The sequence below is a fragment of the Bacillus sp. V3B genome (assembly GCF_024494465.1).
Taxonomy (GTDB): Bacteria; Bacillota; Bacilli; order Bacillales; family Cytobacillaceae; genus Bacillus_BD.
In genome coordinates this window covers 246793-264298 of record NZ_JAETXM010000003.1, presented here as the reverse complement: position 1 = coordinate 264298, position 17506 = coordinate 246793, and the positions used below count along the sequence as shown (strand labels likewise).

Genomic DNA, 17506 nt, shown 5'->3' with positions numbered 1-17506 from the left:
AGTTATATAGTTGTTATTGAATTAACAAGGCATCGGTTATGATATGCTTAAAAAAGAGCGATTGCCTTTGTTTAGCAATCGCACTCGTTCAAGAACAAACGGTTATTTACTTGATCTGACTCCCCAACAAAATATCCTTTAACTGGTCAATACTTTTGACCATATAAGTAGGGTTAGAACGACTTAGTTCATCAAGTGAACCATATCCATAAGTGACTGCAATAGAATCAATGCCCGTATTGTTTGCCCCAATAATATCGTGCTCTCTGTCACCAATCATAATAAAATCATCTAGCTTATCATCATTGTACTTGTCTAGTATGTATTGAATAATTTCAGTTTTTGAGGCTCTTGTTCCATCAAGGTTACTTCCGACAACAAGTTCAAAATACTGGTCAATATTAAAATACTTTAGTATTTCCTCAGAAAATACAGTAGGCTTTGAAGTGGCAACAACTAAAGTAAATTGTTGTTCTTTTAGCAATTTTAATAATGATGGAATATTTGAATATAACTCATTCTCAAACATCCCCTTTTCCTTAAATCTTTCTCGATAAAAATCAATCGCCTTTTGTGTATGTCCCTCATCAAAATCATAATAATCAGCAAATGCAACTTGTAGTGGCGGACCAATAAAACATTCAAGTTTATCAATATCCGGTTCAATAATATCCATTTTTTGTAATGCATATTGAACCGATTTCGTTATACCTACTTTAGGGTCTGAAAGTGTTCCGTCCAAATCAAATAAAATTATTTTGTATTTGTTCATATTAAGCTCCTCTCTTATATCTAATACCGATCTAATTTTATCATAAATACTGAATGAAATTAGCATCGTGATTTTCCTAATAACCATAGTGATATCAAATCAATCTGAACTTTTATTTTCAACATGGCTTCATCCATTTGTTCCCGGATAATTCGAATATATCGCAACGTTTCGGTCTGAAAGGTGGAGACGGTTTTTAAAGAATGGGGAATATAGTAAAAGTTCCTAGAAGCTCGTCATCAACATAAGTTCGACTCTTATGTTAGGAAAATGGAGGATAAAAAAGAATTCTTTCGTTTCATTTCTGAGTGACGTTGTGTACTTGCTACATATTAATTAAAAGATCAATGGTTTTATATGCTACAAAAAAGGTTGCTAAAGAATAAATAGCTTCTTTCATACCAAATACGAAGATTGCGCTTCCAAATATAAAAATATTAAATAACAGTATATACTGACCAATAGTATAAGGGGATTGCTTGCTAAACAAGATTGCCAAAACTTCAGTTCCATCTAAGGAAGCTCCAAATCGAATAACGGTGCCTACCCCTAGCCCTAAGCAAATACCCCCAATGACAATAACTAACATTGGATGATTGGTTAAAGCCGAATACGGTTCAAGCACAGACGTTCCGAAAGCTAGGGAAAAAATAGAAAATAAACTTAACAACAGAAATCTTCTCCCCATGTAATGATAACCTATAACTAAAAAAGGAGAATTTAATAATAAAAGAATGGAACTTACTTTGTGGTGAGTAAAATGAGAAATAATGATACTAATGCCAACCATACCACCGTCTATTATATAATTCTCAACTAAAAATAACTCTAAGGAGATAGAAACAAGACATGCTCCCAAAAAGATAAAGAATCCTCTCTTATAAAGAGACATTTCTCCTGATCTACTCTCATCTAAGTAATAGTTGACCCTCCGTCTATACATAACAAATCCCCTTATTTGTATAAGTATTTTTGATGAAACGTATGATTAAATATATTCTATTAATCATTAAACATTTCCTTATGACGAAATAAGTTGAGGCTATGGGGTCTGACCCCATAGCCTCATTTTCGAAAACGTTTCCAAATATCTAGATCAACGAGCTTTATCTATTACGTAGGTTCTAACAACCATCCAGAGTGAATGGTGTTCCTTACACATACAATCGTCAGCCAGCTCTTACAGTAAAAAGAAGAAATGCGCCTTCTTGCTTCTTCTACTTCAACTAAGGAACAGTCCAACTAAAAAATAAAAACGAATGGAGAATGACTATGCTCAAGAATTATGTCATCAATACGGAAACGTCAGCACTTGTTTTCTATTTTCACAATGGATACGAATATACTCAAGTCTTAGAGGGAAAAGAAACGTTCTTTGTGAGTCAATCTCCTGATGAAATCGTTAAAAAGTCTTTCCTTCATATCGGATATAACCTTAAAGGGGCAATAAAACGCTAAAAAAGCTCTGTAGAACCCACTTCCCACAGAGCCTTCCAAAGAATAAAGTCTAAACAAAATGAGCTATCTGTTATTCTACAAATCTTGATAAACTCCGGGTATTCACAGTGATGCAGATGATTATTGTCTGGTTAACCTTTGAATCTCTGTTTCTACATCATAGACGCGTTTATTCAATGCTGCTGTTTTATCGTCAACGTGATCAGCGATTCTCTCAGTGATTGTCCAAGACTCTCGATGATGTTTTTTTGAAGTTGTTCTTGTCCAGTTTTAATCTCTTTCACATCTTTTTCAATAACATCCAAACGTTTATTCATTGGTTCTAACTCTTCTTTTAAAACGGAGCGTAATAATTCTTTTAATTCGTTATTCATCACCCATCACCTCTAAGCTTGTTATAGTATAACACAGAAACTGTATACTAGGCCCTAACCAGCTATATTGGATGTGTGCACGCCTCTAGAAATAATCTATTTCAATCTAATAGAGAAGAGCCCCTCAATAATTGCACTCCTTTTCTTGTATGATCTTAATCTCCCGTGGAACATTTTGTGAAACAAGATTTTTCGGGCATTCCTGGCACTGATCCTACGATTTAATTGCAGGTATATATGACTGTTTTACATTCAAAAACATTGTCATAATTTGTAGAAAAAAGTAAAATTTTGTTTAAAAATATTAAATATCTTTGGTGTATTCTTCCTATACTCAGAGATCCCTATAAGGGTTTATCTATATCTATAGATATAGATATCATGTTCTCTCACATAAAAATCATCGAATTAAGTTATGAAGCTGAGTCTTTTAACCCCTTGTGATAAATGTTACATCATTAAAGCTAAAGGCGTTTTAATATATGTGTACTAGAAGCTGTACACTAGGAGGGAACATTGATGAAGCTGGGTACAAATGTAATATTTAAGGGAGAAAATTATACAGTTAAGTGGCTATATAACAATGGCAATTGTGAAATTAAGAAGCAGGGTGGATTAGAAACAGTTGAATTAGTGTCACTTTCTGAACTTAAAACCTTCGAAAAAACTACCGAATTCCCCCAATCTGATGATTTTCTGTTTGCTGATACATATTAATTGAATTACATATGTAGAAAAAGCAATATGCTTTTCTCATTTTAGAAACTGGCGCATTTCTTTTTTAAAAGAAGGCACCTTTTTATATTGGGCCATTTAACATGTAAAGTATGCAAACCAACTTAGAAATTAAAAATTTTTTAAGAGATATCGCTGATAATACCCTTTCCTTCGACTCTTTCAGGGAAGCATCAAGTAGACCCACAATCACCATGGACTCTGTTCCTGATGAGACCTGTCTACTTATACTCGGTATCCTTCAAGTCCTTTTAAGCCAATACTAGAAACTTTTACGGTCATATGAAAAATCTCCTTGCTTGTGAGATATTTATTTTTAAAGAGAAAAAATAAGATGGGTTTTAAAATGTTTTGTCAGGTAAATAAACAGAAGAGTTAAATGTAGTGATGGGATTACGGCGAAGACCTTCAAGATGTTGAATTGAGTCCCTTTGAAATGATTGAGACATTCCATAAAAGAACTTTATTGCACCATCATTATCATGAGTTAACAGCTGAAGAAAAAGGATCGGGGCGTCCCTGTGACGCAGACCCTAAAGTTCGTATGTCATTAAAACCCAATCAATGCTACTAGATTTCTTAATTTTTCCTGAAAAGGTTCTTCTAAAGTGATAAAGGGTCTCTCATTAAAATAAAATAGACCAAGAAACAGAGGAATTAGAACAATACTGTATAAAGTAAATAGTTTAAAAAGAAAATGATTTCTATGCCTGATCATATACGAAATGAGCAATGGGATGGCAAGTCCAAATGTTACACCAAACATATTGGCAATTGCATCTAAAAACTCAGCGCTTCTATTTGGTAATAAATATTGTCGATACTCTTCTACAATACCGATAGCAATCAAAACAACCCACATAAGGCTTATGTTTCGTTTGATAGATTTTCTATCTGATATAAGTATAAGAACGATTCCTAAAAGGATTGAAATCACTGCATAACTTAAAAAATGCATCTGTTTATCAACCCCAAAAATCAATTGATAATCTAGTTTCATTTTCATCCCACCTCTCTACCCTAAGCTTAACCATAGACAGTGGGTAATAGACATCATTTCAGAATTATGACGGTATACCGGATCTTCCCTGCTGCTTTCAATCTAACTACCTTTTTTGACAATACTTTAATATACTACTTCTTTTTTCTATTGGTGACGAGCGCAATGATTGCCACAATGGTCGTTAACGTTGTGGCAAGAAAAATGCCAAATTAAAATAGCATGTCCTATTGCTTCGTATGTCACTATGTCGAACCTCTTGATACGAGTTAGATAAAAAATCTAGGGATAGACTTAGATAAACTTCAAAACGCTAAATATAGATAAAATTGGGCATTTTTTATCTAACCATAGTAACTATTCAGGACTTTTGAAGAGTGTGGCTGTTAGATAAAAGAAAAATGACCATCGGGGCGTCCCTGTGACACAGACTAAAAAATACCCTATAGGTAGACTTTTTTATGTGTCTACTCTATAGGGTACATTTTATTTCAGGCAGACCGTTTTACTTGTTTTACCAAACTGGATCAATTGGTGTTTTTATTGTGCTGTGTGCTTCCAAAATTTCCGCTGCATCAAAAAGTGTGTCTTCCCGGAACCGCCTCCCTAGTAGTTGAATACCAACTGGAAGCCCATTTTCTACAGAGGTTGGTACAGATAATGCTGGGAACCCAAGTACTGGAATAGCCATCATCGACCACTGGGCTGCCATGGTGCGCCGCATGCTCTCCACACTTATAATATCAGCATCCTGTATAAACGCCTGCTCTGCTGACACCGGCATTAACAGAAGTGGATATTTCACTAAAAACTGTTGTAACTGGGAAATAAGTGTTCCTCTTCGCGCATAACCATTCATATACTCTGCCAAACCTGGTCGAGATCCCCACCATTCTTCTGCTACGGCATAATAATGCTTTGCAGCGATTTTCATACCGTCATCCCCTATTTCATCTACCATCGGCATGATCTGACGAAACTCTTCCATACATAATAAGTACCAGAGTCGGTATGCTTCCTCAAATAACGGCAACTCGACTTCTTCTACAATATAACCAGCATCGCTCAATTTCGCTGCAGCATCATCCAGTGCTTTATTCACTGCATCTACAGGCTTGGCCACATTCACATCTTTCAAAAGGCCAACCCGGATCGGTTTTTGGAGTGGCTCACCGATGAGTGGAACAGGTGCATGAATCGGATCACGTGGATCAAACCGACTCATCGCCTGAAGCGCTAAACGTAAGTCCTCTACCGTCCGTGCTAATGGACCTTGGGTTAACATGGTCTGTACAGACAGTGACTGATCCTGATCCACCGCCCCATACCAGCTTGGTATACGCCCTGCTGTCGGACGAATGCCCGTAACGCCACATGCATAAGCCGGATGACGGACTGAACCTCCTATATCATTTCCTCCAGCGATGGGCATCATTCCTGAAGCTACCGCCACAGCCGCACCCCCACTCGATCCTCCTGGAGTTCTTGATTTATCCCATGGATTCAATGTCTGCCCATGTAAATCATTGTTCGTAAACCAGCGATACGAAAAGGCTGGTGAATTATTCCGCCCAACAAAAATGGCTCCTGCTTTTCGTAAATTTGCCACATGGGGACCATCTTCCGCTGCAATATTATTTTGAAATGCTATCACACCATTCGTTGTCGCCTTGCCTTTTTCGTCACTGTTAATTTTAATAGACATTGGTACACCATGAAGCGCTCCTAACTCCTCACCCGCTAAAACGGCCTGGTCCGCCCGGTCTGCCGCCTTCAACGCTTCCTCTCCATACACCTCGACAAGCGCATTCAGTTTTGGATTTACCTCGGCAATCCGGTCAAGGGAACTTTGCACCACTTCTCGCGAAGAAACTGTTCTTGCTTTAATTTCTCTTGTCATCTCAGCGGCTGTCCACTGCCATAACTCCCCTTTCTCTTCTCTCTTGGAACTAATTTCATGATAAACTACCCCTTTATTCTCATTCATGTAACAAATCCTCCTTTAAATTTTCATCATCATTCATTATGCAAAAAGGTTTTTATAGCATTAAGAATATTCGAAAAAATAATATTCTTAATATTTTGAATTAATGTTATTATATAAGTAGAAAGCGGTTACAACCATTACAGAGATGGATAATATTAAATGAAAAAGGTACTTAATCATGTACCCTAAAAGAAAGGTGAGATTTAGTGATTTCTCCTATGAATTTATCAAAACAAGATTATGAGAGTATGATGAAATTAACTTCTACTCTATCTATTAATTATAAAAAAGCATCTATTGGATTGCAGGAGCAGCTATCGCAATTATTTGGGTACCATTCATCCATTCTTTGGAAAGTTGATCAAAAAGGAAACCTATCTGATCCAAAAATCCATCGCATTAGTGATTATTTAGTAGAGGATTATTTGGGTTATTTTCACACCCATGATTATTTACATCCTAAAAAGCAATTACACTTGTTTCGAGAAAAAGTTGTCTTAAGACTTGAAGATGTAACTCTAATCGAGAGCTATGAACACTCTGATTATTACAAAGAGTTTATGAGAAAACACAATTATTATCATGAGATGGTGGTCACCCTATGTTCTCGAAATAAGTTTGTAGGCGTTCTTGGTATAACAAGATCCCAGCTGGAAGGGGAATTTACTGATGTTGATTGTCATAAAGTCCGCATGCTTGCTCCAATCATATCCAATTTATTATATTTAGAAAGAGAGTTGGAAGAACAACGTATTGATAAGGGAATATTAGAGGCCTTTGCTACAAAAAGCGAAACCGGATTAATCTTATTAGATGAAAAATATCATACAATCTATATAAATCCATCAACATGGAACATTTATAAAAATACTGTTACTCATAAAAGTATAGATAGTTTTATTGAAGACATAATCTCTGCACTTTCAAATCAATTTATCGGTTCAAATACATTTTTAATAGAATCGCAAGGCTATAAAGTTCAAGTTATTTCTCATCAAGAGCCATTTTTATCCAAGCAAAGTCGCTATGCCATTATAATTGAAAGAGAGAAGACTATAGATACACTCGAAGAGGAAAGAAAGTTAGTCCAATTAACCAAGCGTGAAAAAGAAATTTGTTATTATCTGAAAAAGGGTTATACATATAAGGAGATAGCAGAAATATTATTTATTAGTATTAATACAGTAAACAAGCATGTGAAGAATATTTATCAAAAAACTGGGGTCAATAACCGAGCTTTATTACAAGCTCAGTTCTTAGAGTGACAATAATCATCACTTGGTCTGTGTCCCTCTGCATTGCGATCTATTCGGACGCTCTACCAGGCACCGATCCTAAATTTTATATAGTTTCTTTAAATCATGTATAATGTTATGTATAATGGAAATATAATAAAAATGATCGAGTGCTGCTAACACCCGATCAAAGCAACTACATGCCGCATGAAGAACGGCTGACCAATGAAAAGATGTTTTCTACCTAAGAAGTAAACTACCCTAATCTTGGCGGAGGATGGGACAGTTTACTTCTTTTTTCTATTGGTGACGAGTGCAATTATTGCCACTATAGCTGTTAAATGTGAAACAAGATTTTTCCGGGCGTCCCTGTGGCGCAGACCTGATCGTGTCGAAATTCTTTTGCTCCCCCTACATCATTCTCCATTATTTATATACTTGATTTGTTATCTTATAAGATATAGTCTCCTTGTTTACTGTTTAAGTAACTGTCTTTTTGGTCATATTAATAATGAAATAGATACTTTTAACCGTTGTGCAGGTAAACGCTTACATATATAATTAATAACCATCACTGGAAGATGTATCTACTAATCTACAACGATCAATAAGGAGTGGATTTCATGGAAAAGCAGGAGAATTTCGGTGTCGGGCTTTTATGGGGAACTACTTTAAGTATTCCGTTATGGATTGCATTTTTTGGTTGGATGAAACTGATGATTCATTTATTATAAGGGGAAGAATTCGGACTCATTTAGTAGAATCTCTCTAATCCATTACTTTCAAATATCTCCGTATATGAAGCGGTAAAGTTCCACAATGGAACTTTACGCTATTTTTCGGGTGGTCACAAGGGCGCAGACTATCCCTGTGACGCAGACCACGGGGTAAGGACAAGATCGGTTTTTTATTTTAACGAAGAAAGGTATTCAGCTATTACTTCAGCCTCTTCTTCAGAAATAAGTCCACCAGGCATTATTCCTTTTCCATTTAGAACAATTTCTTCAATTTCACTTTGAGAGTACTTTGATCCAATATCGGATAAAGGTGGTGCAGCAGCACTTCCCTCAAAGTTTTGACCATGGCATTGTATACAACTTTGTTGGGAGATCCTTTCAGCTTCTTCATAAGAAGTCGATGTTGGGGAGGAATCATCTGAAGTTTGTGATTCTATAGGATCATCGTCTAGTCGACCTTCGGATAACAAATCCGTTGTTTGATCTGTTTCCTTATCAAGATAGTGAACGGACTCTGCTTCTGATGCTAAGAATTTCCAATCACTATCTTCTTTTTTAATCGTATGAGTAAGAATGGATTCATTATCCCGGTATTCTTCTCCCTCTACTAGTTTAGAGGTTTGCGTTAAACGAACCTTTACTCTATCTTCTGAAATTGTTAAAAACTCAATATCACTGATCTCATAAGTGACGTCATAGTGAGTAAATAAATTTGTTAACATTTCTTCGGTTTGATAGTAGAGAGTCGTATCCTCTTTCGATAACATAGACATATATTCTTCTAGATCTTCATTTTCAAGTGCCTGCATATTTTTATGTATCAGATCAATAATTTCATTTTCAATATCCTTATCCGTTTTCTCAATCCTTTCTGACACTGGGATAGAAGACGGGATATTCGTTTCCCCAGAAGGTTGGTTTAATGGTGGCACAAATGTGATCATCACGAATACAGCTGCAATATAGACGATCCACAAACCTACTGAACCGAGGGCTCCTTTCCAACTCGCCCCTCCTTGTAGACGGATTTCATTCCGGACGGCTGCTTCATTATGGGGGTGTTTGTCCATTATGTTCGCGATGGTCTTGATGGCATGCTGGCGATAAAAGTAATTCCCTGAAAGACCGAAAGACATGGCCATTCCGATTCCAATTGCACTGTTCACCATCGTATCGTCTATTCCAAATAATAGTACGACTAGATCAATGATTAAGAAGATGACAATGGCCCAAATGATGGGTTTGAACATTTTTCGATAACCTGACCAAAAAAAGGTTAAGAAAAAGGCAGCCCAGTTCCAGGAACGATCTCCCTTCGCCCATTTCGTTACATAATAATCCTCTTTTTTTTCACCAATAAAGGTTCTTAGTAACTGTTCGTCAACCTTAGCTGGCCCGTTCGTTTTTTCTAGAGAAACTTCAAGAGCTCCATCCAACTGATTGGGTATGGCTGTTTTACTCTGTTCTTCTTGGTTTGGCTCTGTGTCATTTTTTCCAAGAACTTCTTTCCCGCAATTCTGACAGAAACCTGCCTGACTATTTAACTTTGTACCACAATAACTACAAAACAATCCTGAACCCTCCTAAATTCCTTTTACCATTCATATCATCCTATTTTACTATTTGAATGAAATAATTTACACTATTTTCTAAAAAATAGATTCGTTTGTGTCACATTGTAGTCACCTGAAACATTCTGCTCCAAGGAAGTTCGCAGAAGATAGGAGGTTGAGGCTAAAAAATCTCGATGCTCACGACTAAATAAGAAAATTTCAATATGATTAGAACAGCGCTTCGATTCTGTATGATATCAATTTTGTCGTTGATTATAGTCTATCTTTTGTACTAATACTTTAGTTCCAAAAAATTCAATATATAGACACTTTTATAGATCTAATATACTGTATTTTGTGTTACAATTCATATTGTGAATGTTTTAACATTAAAAGGAGATCACAAGAAATGAACAGAGAGATCGGTAAAGATAACAGCTAAAAAGAGCTGCTAGGAACAGATAAAACGTAGTCATCATTATGTTGATCCTTATTATGTAATCACTATCACTTCTCTAACTTACCATCCAGATAAGTTCCAGCAATGAACCTTATAGGATGGTATATCTCTATTTTTACGATCAACTATTTTCACTTCAAGCGGTAAAAATCCAAGCATTTACTGGGACAGATCCTAAATTCAAAAAAAGATTGGAGAATGACCATGTTAAAAACCTATCTGATCAACTCAAAAACATCAGCACTTTGTTCTTATTTTTACAATGGCTATGAATATTCACAATTTCTAGAGCGGAAAGAGATCTTTCTTGTCAGCCAATCCCCTGAGGAGATCGTGAAAGAGTCTTTTATTTATGCTGGACGTGACCTGAATGGAGCAACCAAATCAGCTCGTAGAATCTTAAAAAAGACATATAAGCTTCCTATCGCATTATCCGCACAAAAAAACATTGTCCTAATCAAATGCAAATCAACCAATCGAGAAGGAACCGTCTGGCTCATCAGCTCCCACATCGATGATACCCATCCCTATCAAAACAGACAAACCTTCGTCCATATGACTGATGGTCATTCACTTACCGTTGCTATGGAAACCGATGAACTTCAAACAAAACGAACTCAAGCTTTGTTCTTACGTGAAACCCTGTTAGAACGGGAATGCTTCGAAACGGAAAAAACGATGACCTTCCTATACGAAAAAAATACCGGAATCATGCTTGTGCAGGAAGAAGGCCATTTGAACTATATCGTGAAAAAGAAAAAAGAAGAAAATATGGAAGAGTTAGAGAAATAACGGATCATGATCGACACCTTCATACATATATGGCTTGGAAAGCCATAAAAAAGGGAGATTTCCAAAATGTTCAACTACTTATCAAGAGAAGTCATACAGCTAGTAAATGATGTTGAAGATGAGATCGAATTCGAAATAATCCGTTATCATGATCACTATTCTGTAACGGCAACGATTTGTCAGGAGGAACCGCCCTTTAAAGATTACATAGCTTTTGGCAAAGATCGATTTACTAAAAGAAGAGCAATGAAAAAGGCATTAGAGGAACTTTATCTACAAGCTTATCCTAATTGACATGCTAAACTCATACATATCTAGTGTAGGACGACAATAAAAGCAGTGAGGGGAGACAAACCTATTCGTTTCCCCTCACTGCTTTTATTCCTTTATTTTCATACTTTCGGGAAATGGCGGGCCGCCCATCCACTTTATGTCATTGCTAGTATCGATTGTAACAATGACAATAATAGATTTCTGTGGACCACTTTTGTGAAACAAGATTTTTCTGGGTGTACCTGTGACGCAGACTTCTGGCACCCATTATTCTCAGATCTAAGCTTACTGTCTGAATATATATCATTTCCAATAAGTATAAGCTTCTTTTGTTATTAGCTCACCATTTTTAAACAACTCTAATGTATTTGTATATGGTTCATCATCATTTCCGCCTAAACGATACTTATCTCTAGTAGTAATCGAGGCTACTAATACATATCCTTCTGATAGGTACTGTGCTCTGAATATTTCATAAGTATCCCCTGTGACGTAATTATCATCCTGTTGTTTATCTACTGTTTCAAAACCATAATGATTTACAACAGAGGCTAATGATTCTGCCTTGCTTTCCAACTCATTAAATTTTGAAACTATGTCATCAAATACTTTCATATTGTTTGCATCCCCCTCATTAAATATTTAGTCATAGAACTTCACTGTTAAGATACCCTACTCAGCATATTTCCACAATAAAGATTTCGAAAATTATTCTTTTAAATCCCCTTCAGGTGGGGTAACAGTGGATTGCTTCCAAAATCAATATACAAAAACTCTGTGAAGATCTCTCCACAGAGACTTTTTCGGACATGCCTAGCACCGATCCTAACGCAGACTGATTAATATCCAAAGAATCCTTTTCAGGGCGTCACAGTGGAGTGCGCCTGCTTTAGTTGACATGTATAAATTCGGGAAAAATTGACTATACAAATAGTAAAAGGAGCCGATAATACATGTCTACCAAAAAAAGAACCTATAAAAAATATTCACCAGAATTGAAACTAGAGGCGGTAAAAAGAGCACTGGCTGGAGAAAGCGTATTAATGATTGCCTCAGACTACGATATGCCTGATCCTGATTATATTTATGTATGGATTGATAAATACAAAGCCTATGGAGAAGTAGGGTTAAAGCGGAAAAGAAGAAAACAACCTCAAATGGATAAGGACCAATTAATTCAAGAACTAGAAATGGAGAATGAGATTTTAAAAAAGTATCTTCAAATTTTAAACGAGGAGGGGAAAAATACAAGTTCAAAGTAATAGATGAATTAAAAAAGAAATACCCCATTGGAAAAATTTATTCAAAACTACAAGTCTCAAGAGCAGGATACTATAAATATCTAAAAAAGAAAGGTACGAAAAAAAAAGAATCTAAACAGGATCATCCGTTGAAAGAGTCTATCCAGTTAATATTTCAAGAGCATAAAGGTAGATATGGTTATAGAAAAATACATGCCGTTCTAAATAAACAACATAATATTCCCGTAAGCGAAAAAGTCGTACGACGCCTTATGCGAGAATTAGGATTAAAAAGCCATTCTCGTAACTAGAAGAAGCCAAAAAGGTGATCGATGAATTTATCCACTATTATAATCATAAACGGATCCAAGGAACACTAGACTATCAAACACCTAATCAATATATGTTGTGGCTTGTTAAAAGACAGACCCACGGGCTAGTTTTTCTCCTTAACATCGTAGCTGACCAATTCTTAGAACCCTGGAAGCCTGTCAAGTGCTTTCCTTGACAGGCTTCCAGGGTTCTAAGACACTTCGTAAAGATGATAAGAGAAAAGGAACTAAAGCTTATCCAGCCTGGGTTCCCTTCAAATATCCGAATTTATATTGTCTACTTTATAGATCGCAATGCACAGTGACGTAGACAATGGCTATGGGGTCTGATCCCATAGCCATTTTTAAAAAATATCAGCTAAGTATGATTGAATCGAGTTAGGTAATAGTTGAAAGAATAATCCTTCATATTTAATGTCGAGTAGCCCAGCAATTAAAAAAATAAGAATAATGAATAATAAAATAGGTTTCTTATTCTTTTTAGAAATCCACTTCAATAAGTTCCCCTCCACTGAAAAAGTAACGTAATCATTAGCAGATTAATTATATATTGATTAATGCAGAATTTATATATAATCCTTTTGAAGGCTGTTCATATTATCTTATAAACCTCATTTACTTATGATACGATTCTCCGTAATGTATCTAAATGAGGTTTTTTACTCTAGGATTAAACTTGTTATATACACAAAAAACCTACGTTAACAATAGCATAGGTCAGATTTAATTATATTTTTTCAACTTCAATATCCTTTTTATTCTACACTTCATACAGCTCGAGTCCAATATAACCTTTGCATCTTTTAAACTTAAAACATCATTTCTAGTCAACTTGATTTCTTTACCACAATATTTACACAAAATTGTTTTTTTAAATGGCACTGGCATTATAACTTCCCTTCCTGAGAAGTATTTACTTTTTATCTCTTCCCCCCATAATTGAATATAAAAAGAAGTTATGAATCAATTCCCTACCTTAGTTGATTTTTAACTTTCTCAAGTTTTTCCCTTTCCTTCTTTAGTCGAGCCTTAGCTTTCTCATTTTTCTCCCTGGTATGTCAACACTAAACTAGACAACTTTTTTAAGGTGTTCAAGTTTAGTGTTGACATACCACTTCACTCAACCACTTGATTTCTTTTTTTAGAAAAGTCATTTCTTTTTGCGCTTTGACCGCATTAAAATACTCGGATTTCCACTGATTTTCTGTCAATTGACCGTTTTGCACCATTTCTTGAGTGATAGACCAATAGATATTTTGATGGTTCTGTTGACGGAGTGCCTGATTAAACACATAACGGCAAGAACCGATTGTTTTATTCATCATCGTCGCTTGATCTTTGGTTGGGTATAAACGAAATTTATATCCTTTATAAACATAATCCACTTCGTTTCCTCCTTTCTTTTTATTCTTATACAATCATTATAACAGAACTAATGTTCGTATTGCAGTCAAATTGATTAAAAATTAAAAAATCGAACCCTTAACGTATCATAAGACACGCCTGGTTCGACCTCACTTTCATCCCACATCTGAAGAAGTGGGCTTTCTCGTTCGGGAAATCTGTAATATTTATCGCCTAATTTTGTCGCCCATCCCTCACACCAAAAACGGTCGCAGGCCTGTAAGGAATGCCCTTTTGCCTTTCTATAGTTTCTATAATGGTATCTAATAGCAGATGGAATATTTACTAACAATGGCATAAATACGCCTAACATGATATTTTGAAAGCTATGTCCGTACTCGTGGCGTTTTATGCGTATGCTTGCATTTTTCTGCACAAAGAAGAAACCACCGAAATTGACACCACCCCAATTCTTACCAGTCTCAAAATATATGGCATAGCCAAATATTTGTGGCTTGTGACCCATACATATCAATACAAGCGCAATAATTCCTCCGATTAAATTTAAAGGTAATCCCCAGGTTAATTGAATAAACCAGTATAGAAATGTACTCATATATTATTTACTTCCTTATCTCTACAATAGTTATATTCTACTTCAATAAGCCAAATTTTATAAATGTCCGAATAATTAAATGTGGTGACTAAAACAAAAGCTGAACACTTTGATTACTCTACTTTTCCCGGATATTAATATTCTCCGTGGAACACTTTTGTGAAACAAGATTTTCCGGGGCGTCCCTGTGACGCAGACTAATATTTAAAATTCAAATTACCAAATTAACCCAAATAAACTAAAGGCGTTTTGGGTACTTAAAGTATATAATTGCTACGGTAGCCGAGCCTCTAGGGATTTTACTATATAATCATTTATGAATAAAATGACACTTTCCTAATTTACCTTTTTCAGAGAAAGTTGGTCTTAAATTTAAAACTATATTACTTGCAGATAACTCCCGATTCATGAGACTTTATTTAAAAAGAAAACTCAAAGATACTACTTTCATTATAGTTGCAGAAGCTGAAAACGGACTTGAAGCAAAAAGCAAATTCGCCCTATAAACCAAGCTGAGTAGGTGTAGGTGTCTAACCCGGATTTCGTTTTAAGTAGTTACAGATAAAATAAATTAATATAGAATAATTCCCATTACATCATGTATAATATAGATATAAATAGAAATAATGAAAAAAAGACCGAGCGCTGGAACGCTCAGTCATATGCAACTACATGCCGCATAAAGAGCGGCTGACCAAAAACAAAATAAGTAGTATTTAGAAAAAAGTAACTACCTTACTCTTTGGACGGAGACTGGGCGGTTACTTTTTTTTCTCTATAACGACCATTACAACAATTGTTAATACTCCTATCAAGACTAGGTTTGAAGTGAGTGCTATCATTATTGCTTCATATGTCGTCATTTTCCCACCTCCCTTCTTTCGGGAGATGGTCAACCGCCCATCCGCTTTATGTAATTGCTAATATTGATTGTAGCAATTACACTAGCAAAAATCTATCAAAATTATAAAAAGAAGAACTAATGCTCTCCTCTCTTATACCCTATAATTTTCTTGTGGAACATTTCGTGAAACAAGACTTTTCGGGGCGTACCAGGCACTGATCTTAAAAGGAGCCGTCCCCGTGTTCTCACGGGGCGTCACAGTGATCGAGCTTATATTTCTCTTACAACAATTCGCGCACCTTCGGCCCTTACCACTCTGATTTTGGCTCCTTTACCAATAAAGGCACCTTCACTGACAGCATCGATTCGTTCGTTTTCAATGAGTATGGTTCCAGATGGGCGCATGTCTGTTAACGTATAGCCTTCCAATCCGATTAATTCTAAACGGCTTTTATTAGAGATATAACCGCTTTCTGTATTCGTGGAATCGGTTAACATGATCTTTTGGAACAGCCGCAACCTTTTACCAAACACCTTTATTAATAAAATAGATAGTACAATGGAAGCCGTAATGGCTACGAGAAGAGATATTCCCATATGAATCACATTATCAGATGCCATAAACAAACTAGCGATAACGGCTATAAAACCGAGAATCCCCGCAATGCCTCCCGAGATAAAAAACTCTAATAAGATGAGGCCAAGTCCGATGATAAATAAAATAAGCGATTCAAAGCCCGTAAGCCCTGCGATGAGATGTCCATAAAAGAATAGAAACAGTGCTGACAATCCCATAAATCCTGGAACACCGAAACCAGGTGAGTACAGTTCCAGGACAATCCCCAGGCTCCCAATCGTCAGTAAGATCGAATAAACAACCGGATTCGTGATAAAGCGGGCAACTTTTTCTGCAAAGCTTACCTCAAGTGGACGTACTTCCGCGTCGGAATATCCTAGTAGATCGAGCAGTTCATCAAAATTGTTAACGATTCCTTCAGCATATTTAACTTCTAAAGCCTGCTCAGAGGTTAGTGTTAATAATTTCCCTTTTCCGGCTCCATACTCTGGCAAATCGACACTTTCATCCGCCATTGCCAGTGCATAAATAGGATCGCGATCAGCATGCTTGGCTGCGTTTTTCATTTCGGCAAACCAATAGGATTCTGCTTTCTTTCCAGCTGTATTCCCCTGCTGATCGATAATGGCAGCCGATCCCATCGTGCCTCCTTTCACCATATAGATTTCATCCATATTGAGTGAAATATAGGCCCCAGCGGATAACGCTTGGGAGTTAATAAAGGCAACGGTCCTGATATCGGTGGAAGTTAGCAGCTTGCCAATATCAGCAGCCGCATCAACCGCTCCACCAGGTGTATGAATTTCAAAGATAATGGCGTCTGCATTTTCATGTTCAGCCGTTTCAACAGCCCGTTTCAAAAAGGCGTACAACCCCTTTTCCACTGTTTCTTCAATCGGTACAACATAAACAACTTCCCCTTTAGCAAAGCTACCCACAGGAAGCATCATAAATAAAAAGCCCAAGAACAAGGATAGAATGGAAAACAGGCGAATGCGATTCACTCCTTATCACTCCCTTCTTTATTTTTAATGGGTTTACATACGGAAAAACATAGAAAAATTCCCCTCCATCAAAAGCATTCTTTTATAACTTTATTCATCTTATTTCCATTAAACCTTGAACTACCCACCACTTAATTTTTAACGAAAATTTGAAGTGGGGGATTCCTAAGAA

General features: G+C 36.2%; 19 protein-coding genes and 1 pseudogene. 8 read left to right on the top strand and 12 right to left on the bottom strand.

The window, feature by feature from the left end:
- Positions 1-106: 106 nt before the first annotated feature.
- Both JMM81_RS07100 and JMM81_RS07095 read right to left on the bottom strand, forming a co-directional pair.
- Positions 107-772 (bottom strand): HAD family hydrolase, encoded by a 666-nt coding sequence (locus tag JMM81_RS07100; RefSeq protein ID WP_256240841.1) that lies wholly within the window; start codon positions 770-772, stop codon positions 107-109.
- Positions 773-1097: 325 nt separating this feature from the next.
- Positions 1098-1715, bottom strand: coding sequence for a YitT family protein (locus JMM81_RS07095; RefSeq protein WP_256240839.1), 618 nt, complete (start codon positions 1713-1715; stop codon positions 1098-1100).
- Positions 1716-2044: 329 nt separating this feature from the next.
- Here JMM81_RS07095 and JMM81_RS07090 point away from each other — a divergent pair, with 329 nt between their 5' ends.
- The gene (locus JMM81_RS07090; RefSeq protein ID WP_256240838.1) at positions 2045-2230 is read left to right on the top strand and encodes a competence protein ComK; all 186 of its coding nucleotides are present in this window, start codon (positions 2045-2047) and stop codon (positions 2228-2230) included.
- 173 nt (positions 2231-2403) lie between these two features.
- Here the strand turns inward: JMM81_RS07090 and JMM81_RS07085 are convergent, their stop codons facing one another.
- The gene (locus JMM81_RS07085; protein WP_256240837.1) at positions 2404-2604 is read right to left on the bottom strand and encodes a hypothetical protein; all 201 of its coding nucleotides are present in this window, start codon (positions 2602-2604) and stop codon (positions 2404-2406) included.
- A gap of 519 nt (positions 2605-3123) precedes the next feature.
- Here JMM81_RS07085 and JMM81_RS07080 point away from each other — a divergent pair.
- Positions 3124-3321 (top strand): hypothetical protein, encoded by a 198-nt coding sequence (locus JMM81_RS07080; RefSeq protein ID WP_256240836.1) that lies wholly within the window; start codon positions 3124-3126, stop codon positions 3319-3321.
- An 82-nt stretch (positions 3322-3403) separates the two neighbouring features.
- Here JMM81_RS07080 and JMM81_RS07075 read toward each other — a convergent pair whose 3' ends face one another.
- The 3 genes from JMM81_RS07075 to JMM81_RS07065 form a co-directional block, all read right to left on the bottom strand.
- Entirely contained in the window at positions 3404-3535 is a 132-nt protein-coding gene (locus tag JMM81_RS07075) for a hypothetical protein (protein ID WP_256240834.1), read from the bottom strand.
- A 354-nt stretch (positions 3536-3889) separates the two neighbouring features.
- A complete protein-coding gene (locus JMM81_RS07070; protein ID WP_256240833.1) occupies positions 3890-4339 on the bottom strand; it encodes a VanZ family protein in 450 nt (149 codons plus the stop codon).
- A gap of 514 nt (positions 4340-4853) precedes the next feature.
- On the bottom strand, positions 4854-6326 hold the full coding sequence (locus tag JMM81_RS07065) for an amidase family protein (RefSeq protein WP_256240832.1): 1473 nt from the start codon (positions 6324-6326) through the stop codon (positions 4854-4856).
- A gap of 206 nt (positions 6327-6532) precedes the next feature.
- Between JMM81_RS07065 and JMM81_RS22885 the strand changes: the two genes are divergently transcribed.
- Positions 6533-7591 (top strand): helix-turn-helix transcriptional regulator, encoded by a 1059-nt coding sequence (locus JMM81_RS22885; protein WP_256240831.1) that lies wholly within the window; start codon positions 6533-6535, stop codon positions 7589-7591.
- 877 nt (positions 7592-8468) lie between these two features.
- Here the strand turns inward: JMM81_RS22885 and JMM81_RS07055 are convergent.
- Positions 8469-9869, bottom strand: a complete 1401-nt coding sequence (locus JMM81_RS07055; protein ID WP_256240830.1) for a DUF2628 domain-containing protein — start codon at positions 9867-9869, stop codon at positions 8469-8471.
- Between the two features lie 646 nt (positions 9870-10515).
- Between JMM81_RS07055 and JMM81_RS07050 the strand changes: the two genes are divergently transcribed.
- Together JMM81_RS07050 and JMM81_RS07045 are read left to right on the top strand one after the other, a co-directional pair.
- Positions 10516-11103, top strand: a complete 588-nt coding sequence (locus JMM81_RS07050) for a competence protein ComK (protein WP_256240829.1) — start codon at positions 10516-10518, stop codon at positions 11101-11103.
- A 66-nt stretch (positions 11104-11169) separates the two neighbouring features.
- Positions 11170-11397 carry a hypothetical protein gene (locus JMM81_RS07045; protein WP_256240828.1) on the top strand — a complete coding sequence of 76 codons (228 nt, stop codon included), beginning with the start codon at positions 11170-11172 and terminating at the stop codon, positions 11395-11397.
- 282 nt (positions 11398-11679) lie between these two features.
- Here the strand turns inward: JMM81_RS07045 and JMM81_RS07040 are convergent, their stop codons facing one another.
- On the bottom strand, positions 11680-11991 hold the full coding sequence (locus JMM81_RS07040) for a hypothetical protein (protein ID WP_256240827.1): 312 nt from the start codon (positions 11989-11991) through the stop codon (positions 11680-11682).
- Positions 11992-12329: 338 nt separating this feature from the next.
- Between JMM81_RS07040 and JMM81_RS07035 the strand changes: the two genes are divergently transcribed.
- From JMM81_RS07035 to JMM81_RS22990, 3 genes and pseudogenes are all read left to right on the top strand, one after another.
- Complete coding sequence (locus JMM81_RS07035) at positions 12330-12638, top strand: transposase (RefSeq protein WP_256240826.1); 309 nt, start codon at positions 12330-12332, stop codon at positions 12636-12638.
- 128 nt (positions 12639-12766) lie between these two features.
- On the top strand, positions 12767-12928 hold the full coding sequence (locus JMM81_RS22995; RefSeq protein WP_375162352.1) for a helix-turn-helix domain-containing protein: 162 nt from the start codon (positions 12767-12769) through the stop codon (positions 12926-12928).
- 8 nt (positions 12929-12936) lie between these two features.
- Positions 12937-13125, top strand: a pseudogene (locus JMM81_RS22990) (IS3 family transposase); the annotation flags it as partial.
- Between the two features lie 168 nt (positions 13126-13293).
- Here the strand turns inward: JMM81_RS22990 and JMM81_RS07030 are convergent.
- The 4 genes from JMM81_RS07030 to JMM81_RS07015 form a co-directional block, all read right to left on the bottom strand.
- Positions 13294-13446 carry a hypothetical protein gene (locus tag JMM81_RS07030; protein ID WP_256240825.1) on the bottom strand — a complete coding sequence of 51 codons (153 nt, stop codon included), beginning with the start codon at positions 13444-13446 and terminating at the stop codon, positions 13294-13296.
- A 600-nt stretch (positions 13447-14046) separates the two neighbouring features.
- Complete coding sequence (locus JMM81_RS07025; protein WP_256240824.1) at positions 14047-14334, bottom strand: helix-turn-helix domain-containing protein; 288 nt, start codon at positions 14332-14334, stop codon at positions 14047-14049.
- 74 nt (positions 14335-14408) lie between these two features.
- Complete coding sequence (locus JMM81_RS07020) at positions 14409-14909, bottom strand: hypothetical protein (protein WP_256240823.1); 501 nt, start codon at positions 14907-14909, stop codon at positions 14409-14411.
- Between the two features lie 1114 nt (positions 14910-16023).
- Positions 16024-17280, bottom strand: a complete 1257-nt coding sequence (locus JMM81_RS07015) for an NfeD family protein (protein WP_256240864.1) — start codon at positions 17278-17280, stop codon at positions 16024-16026.
- Between the last annotated feature and the right edge of the window lie 226 nt (positions 17281-17506).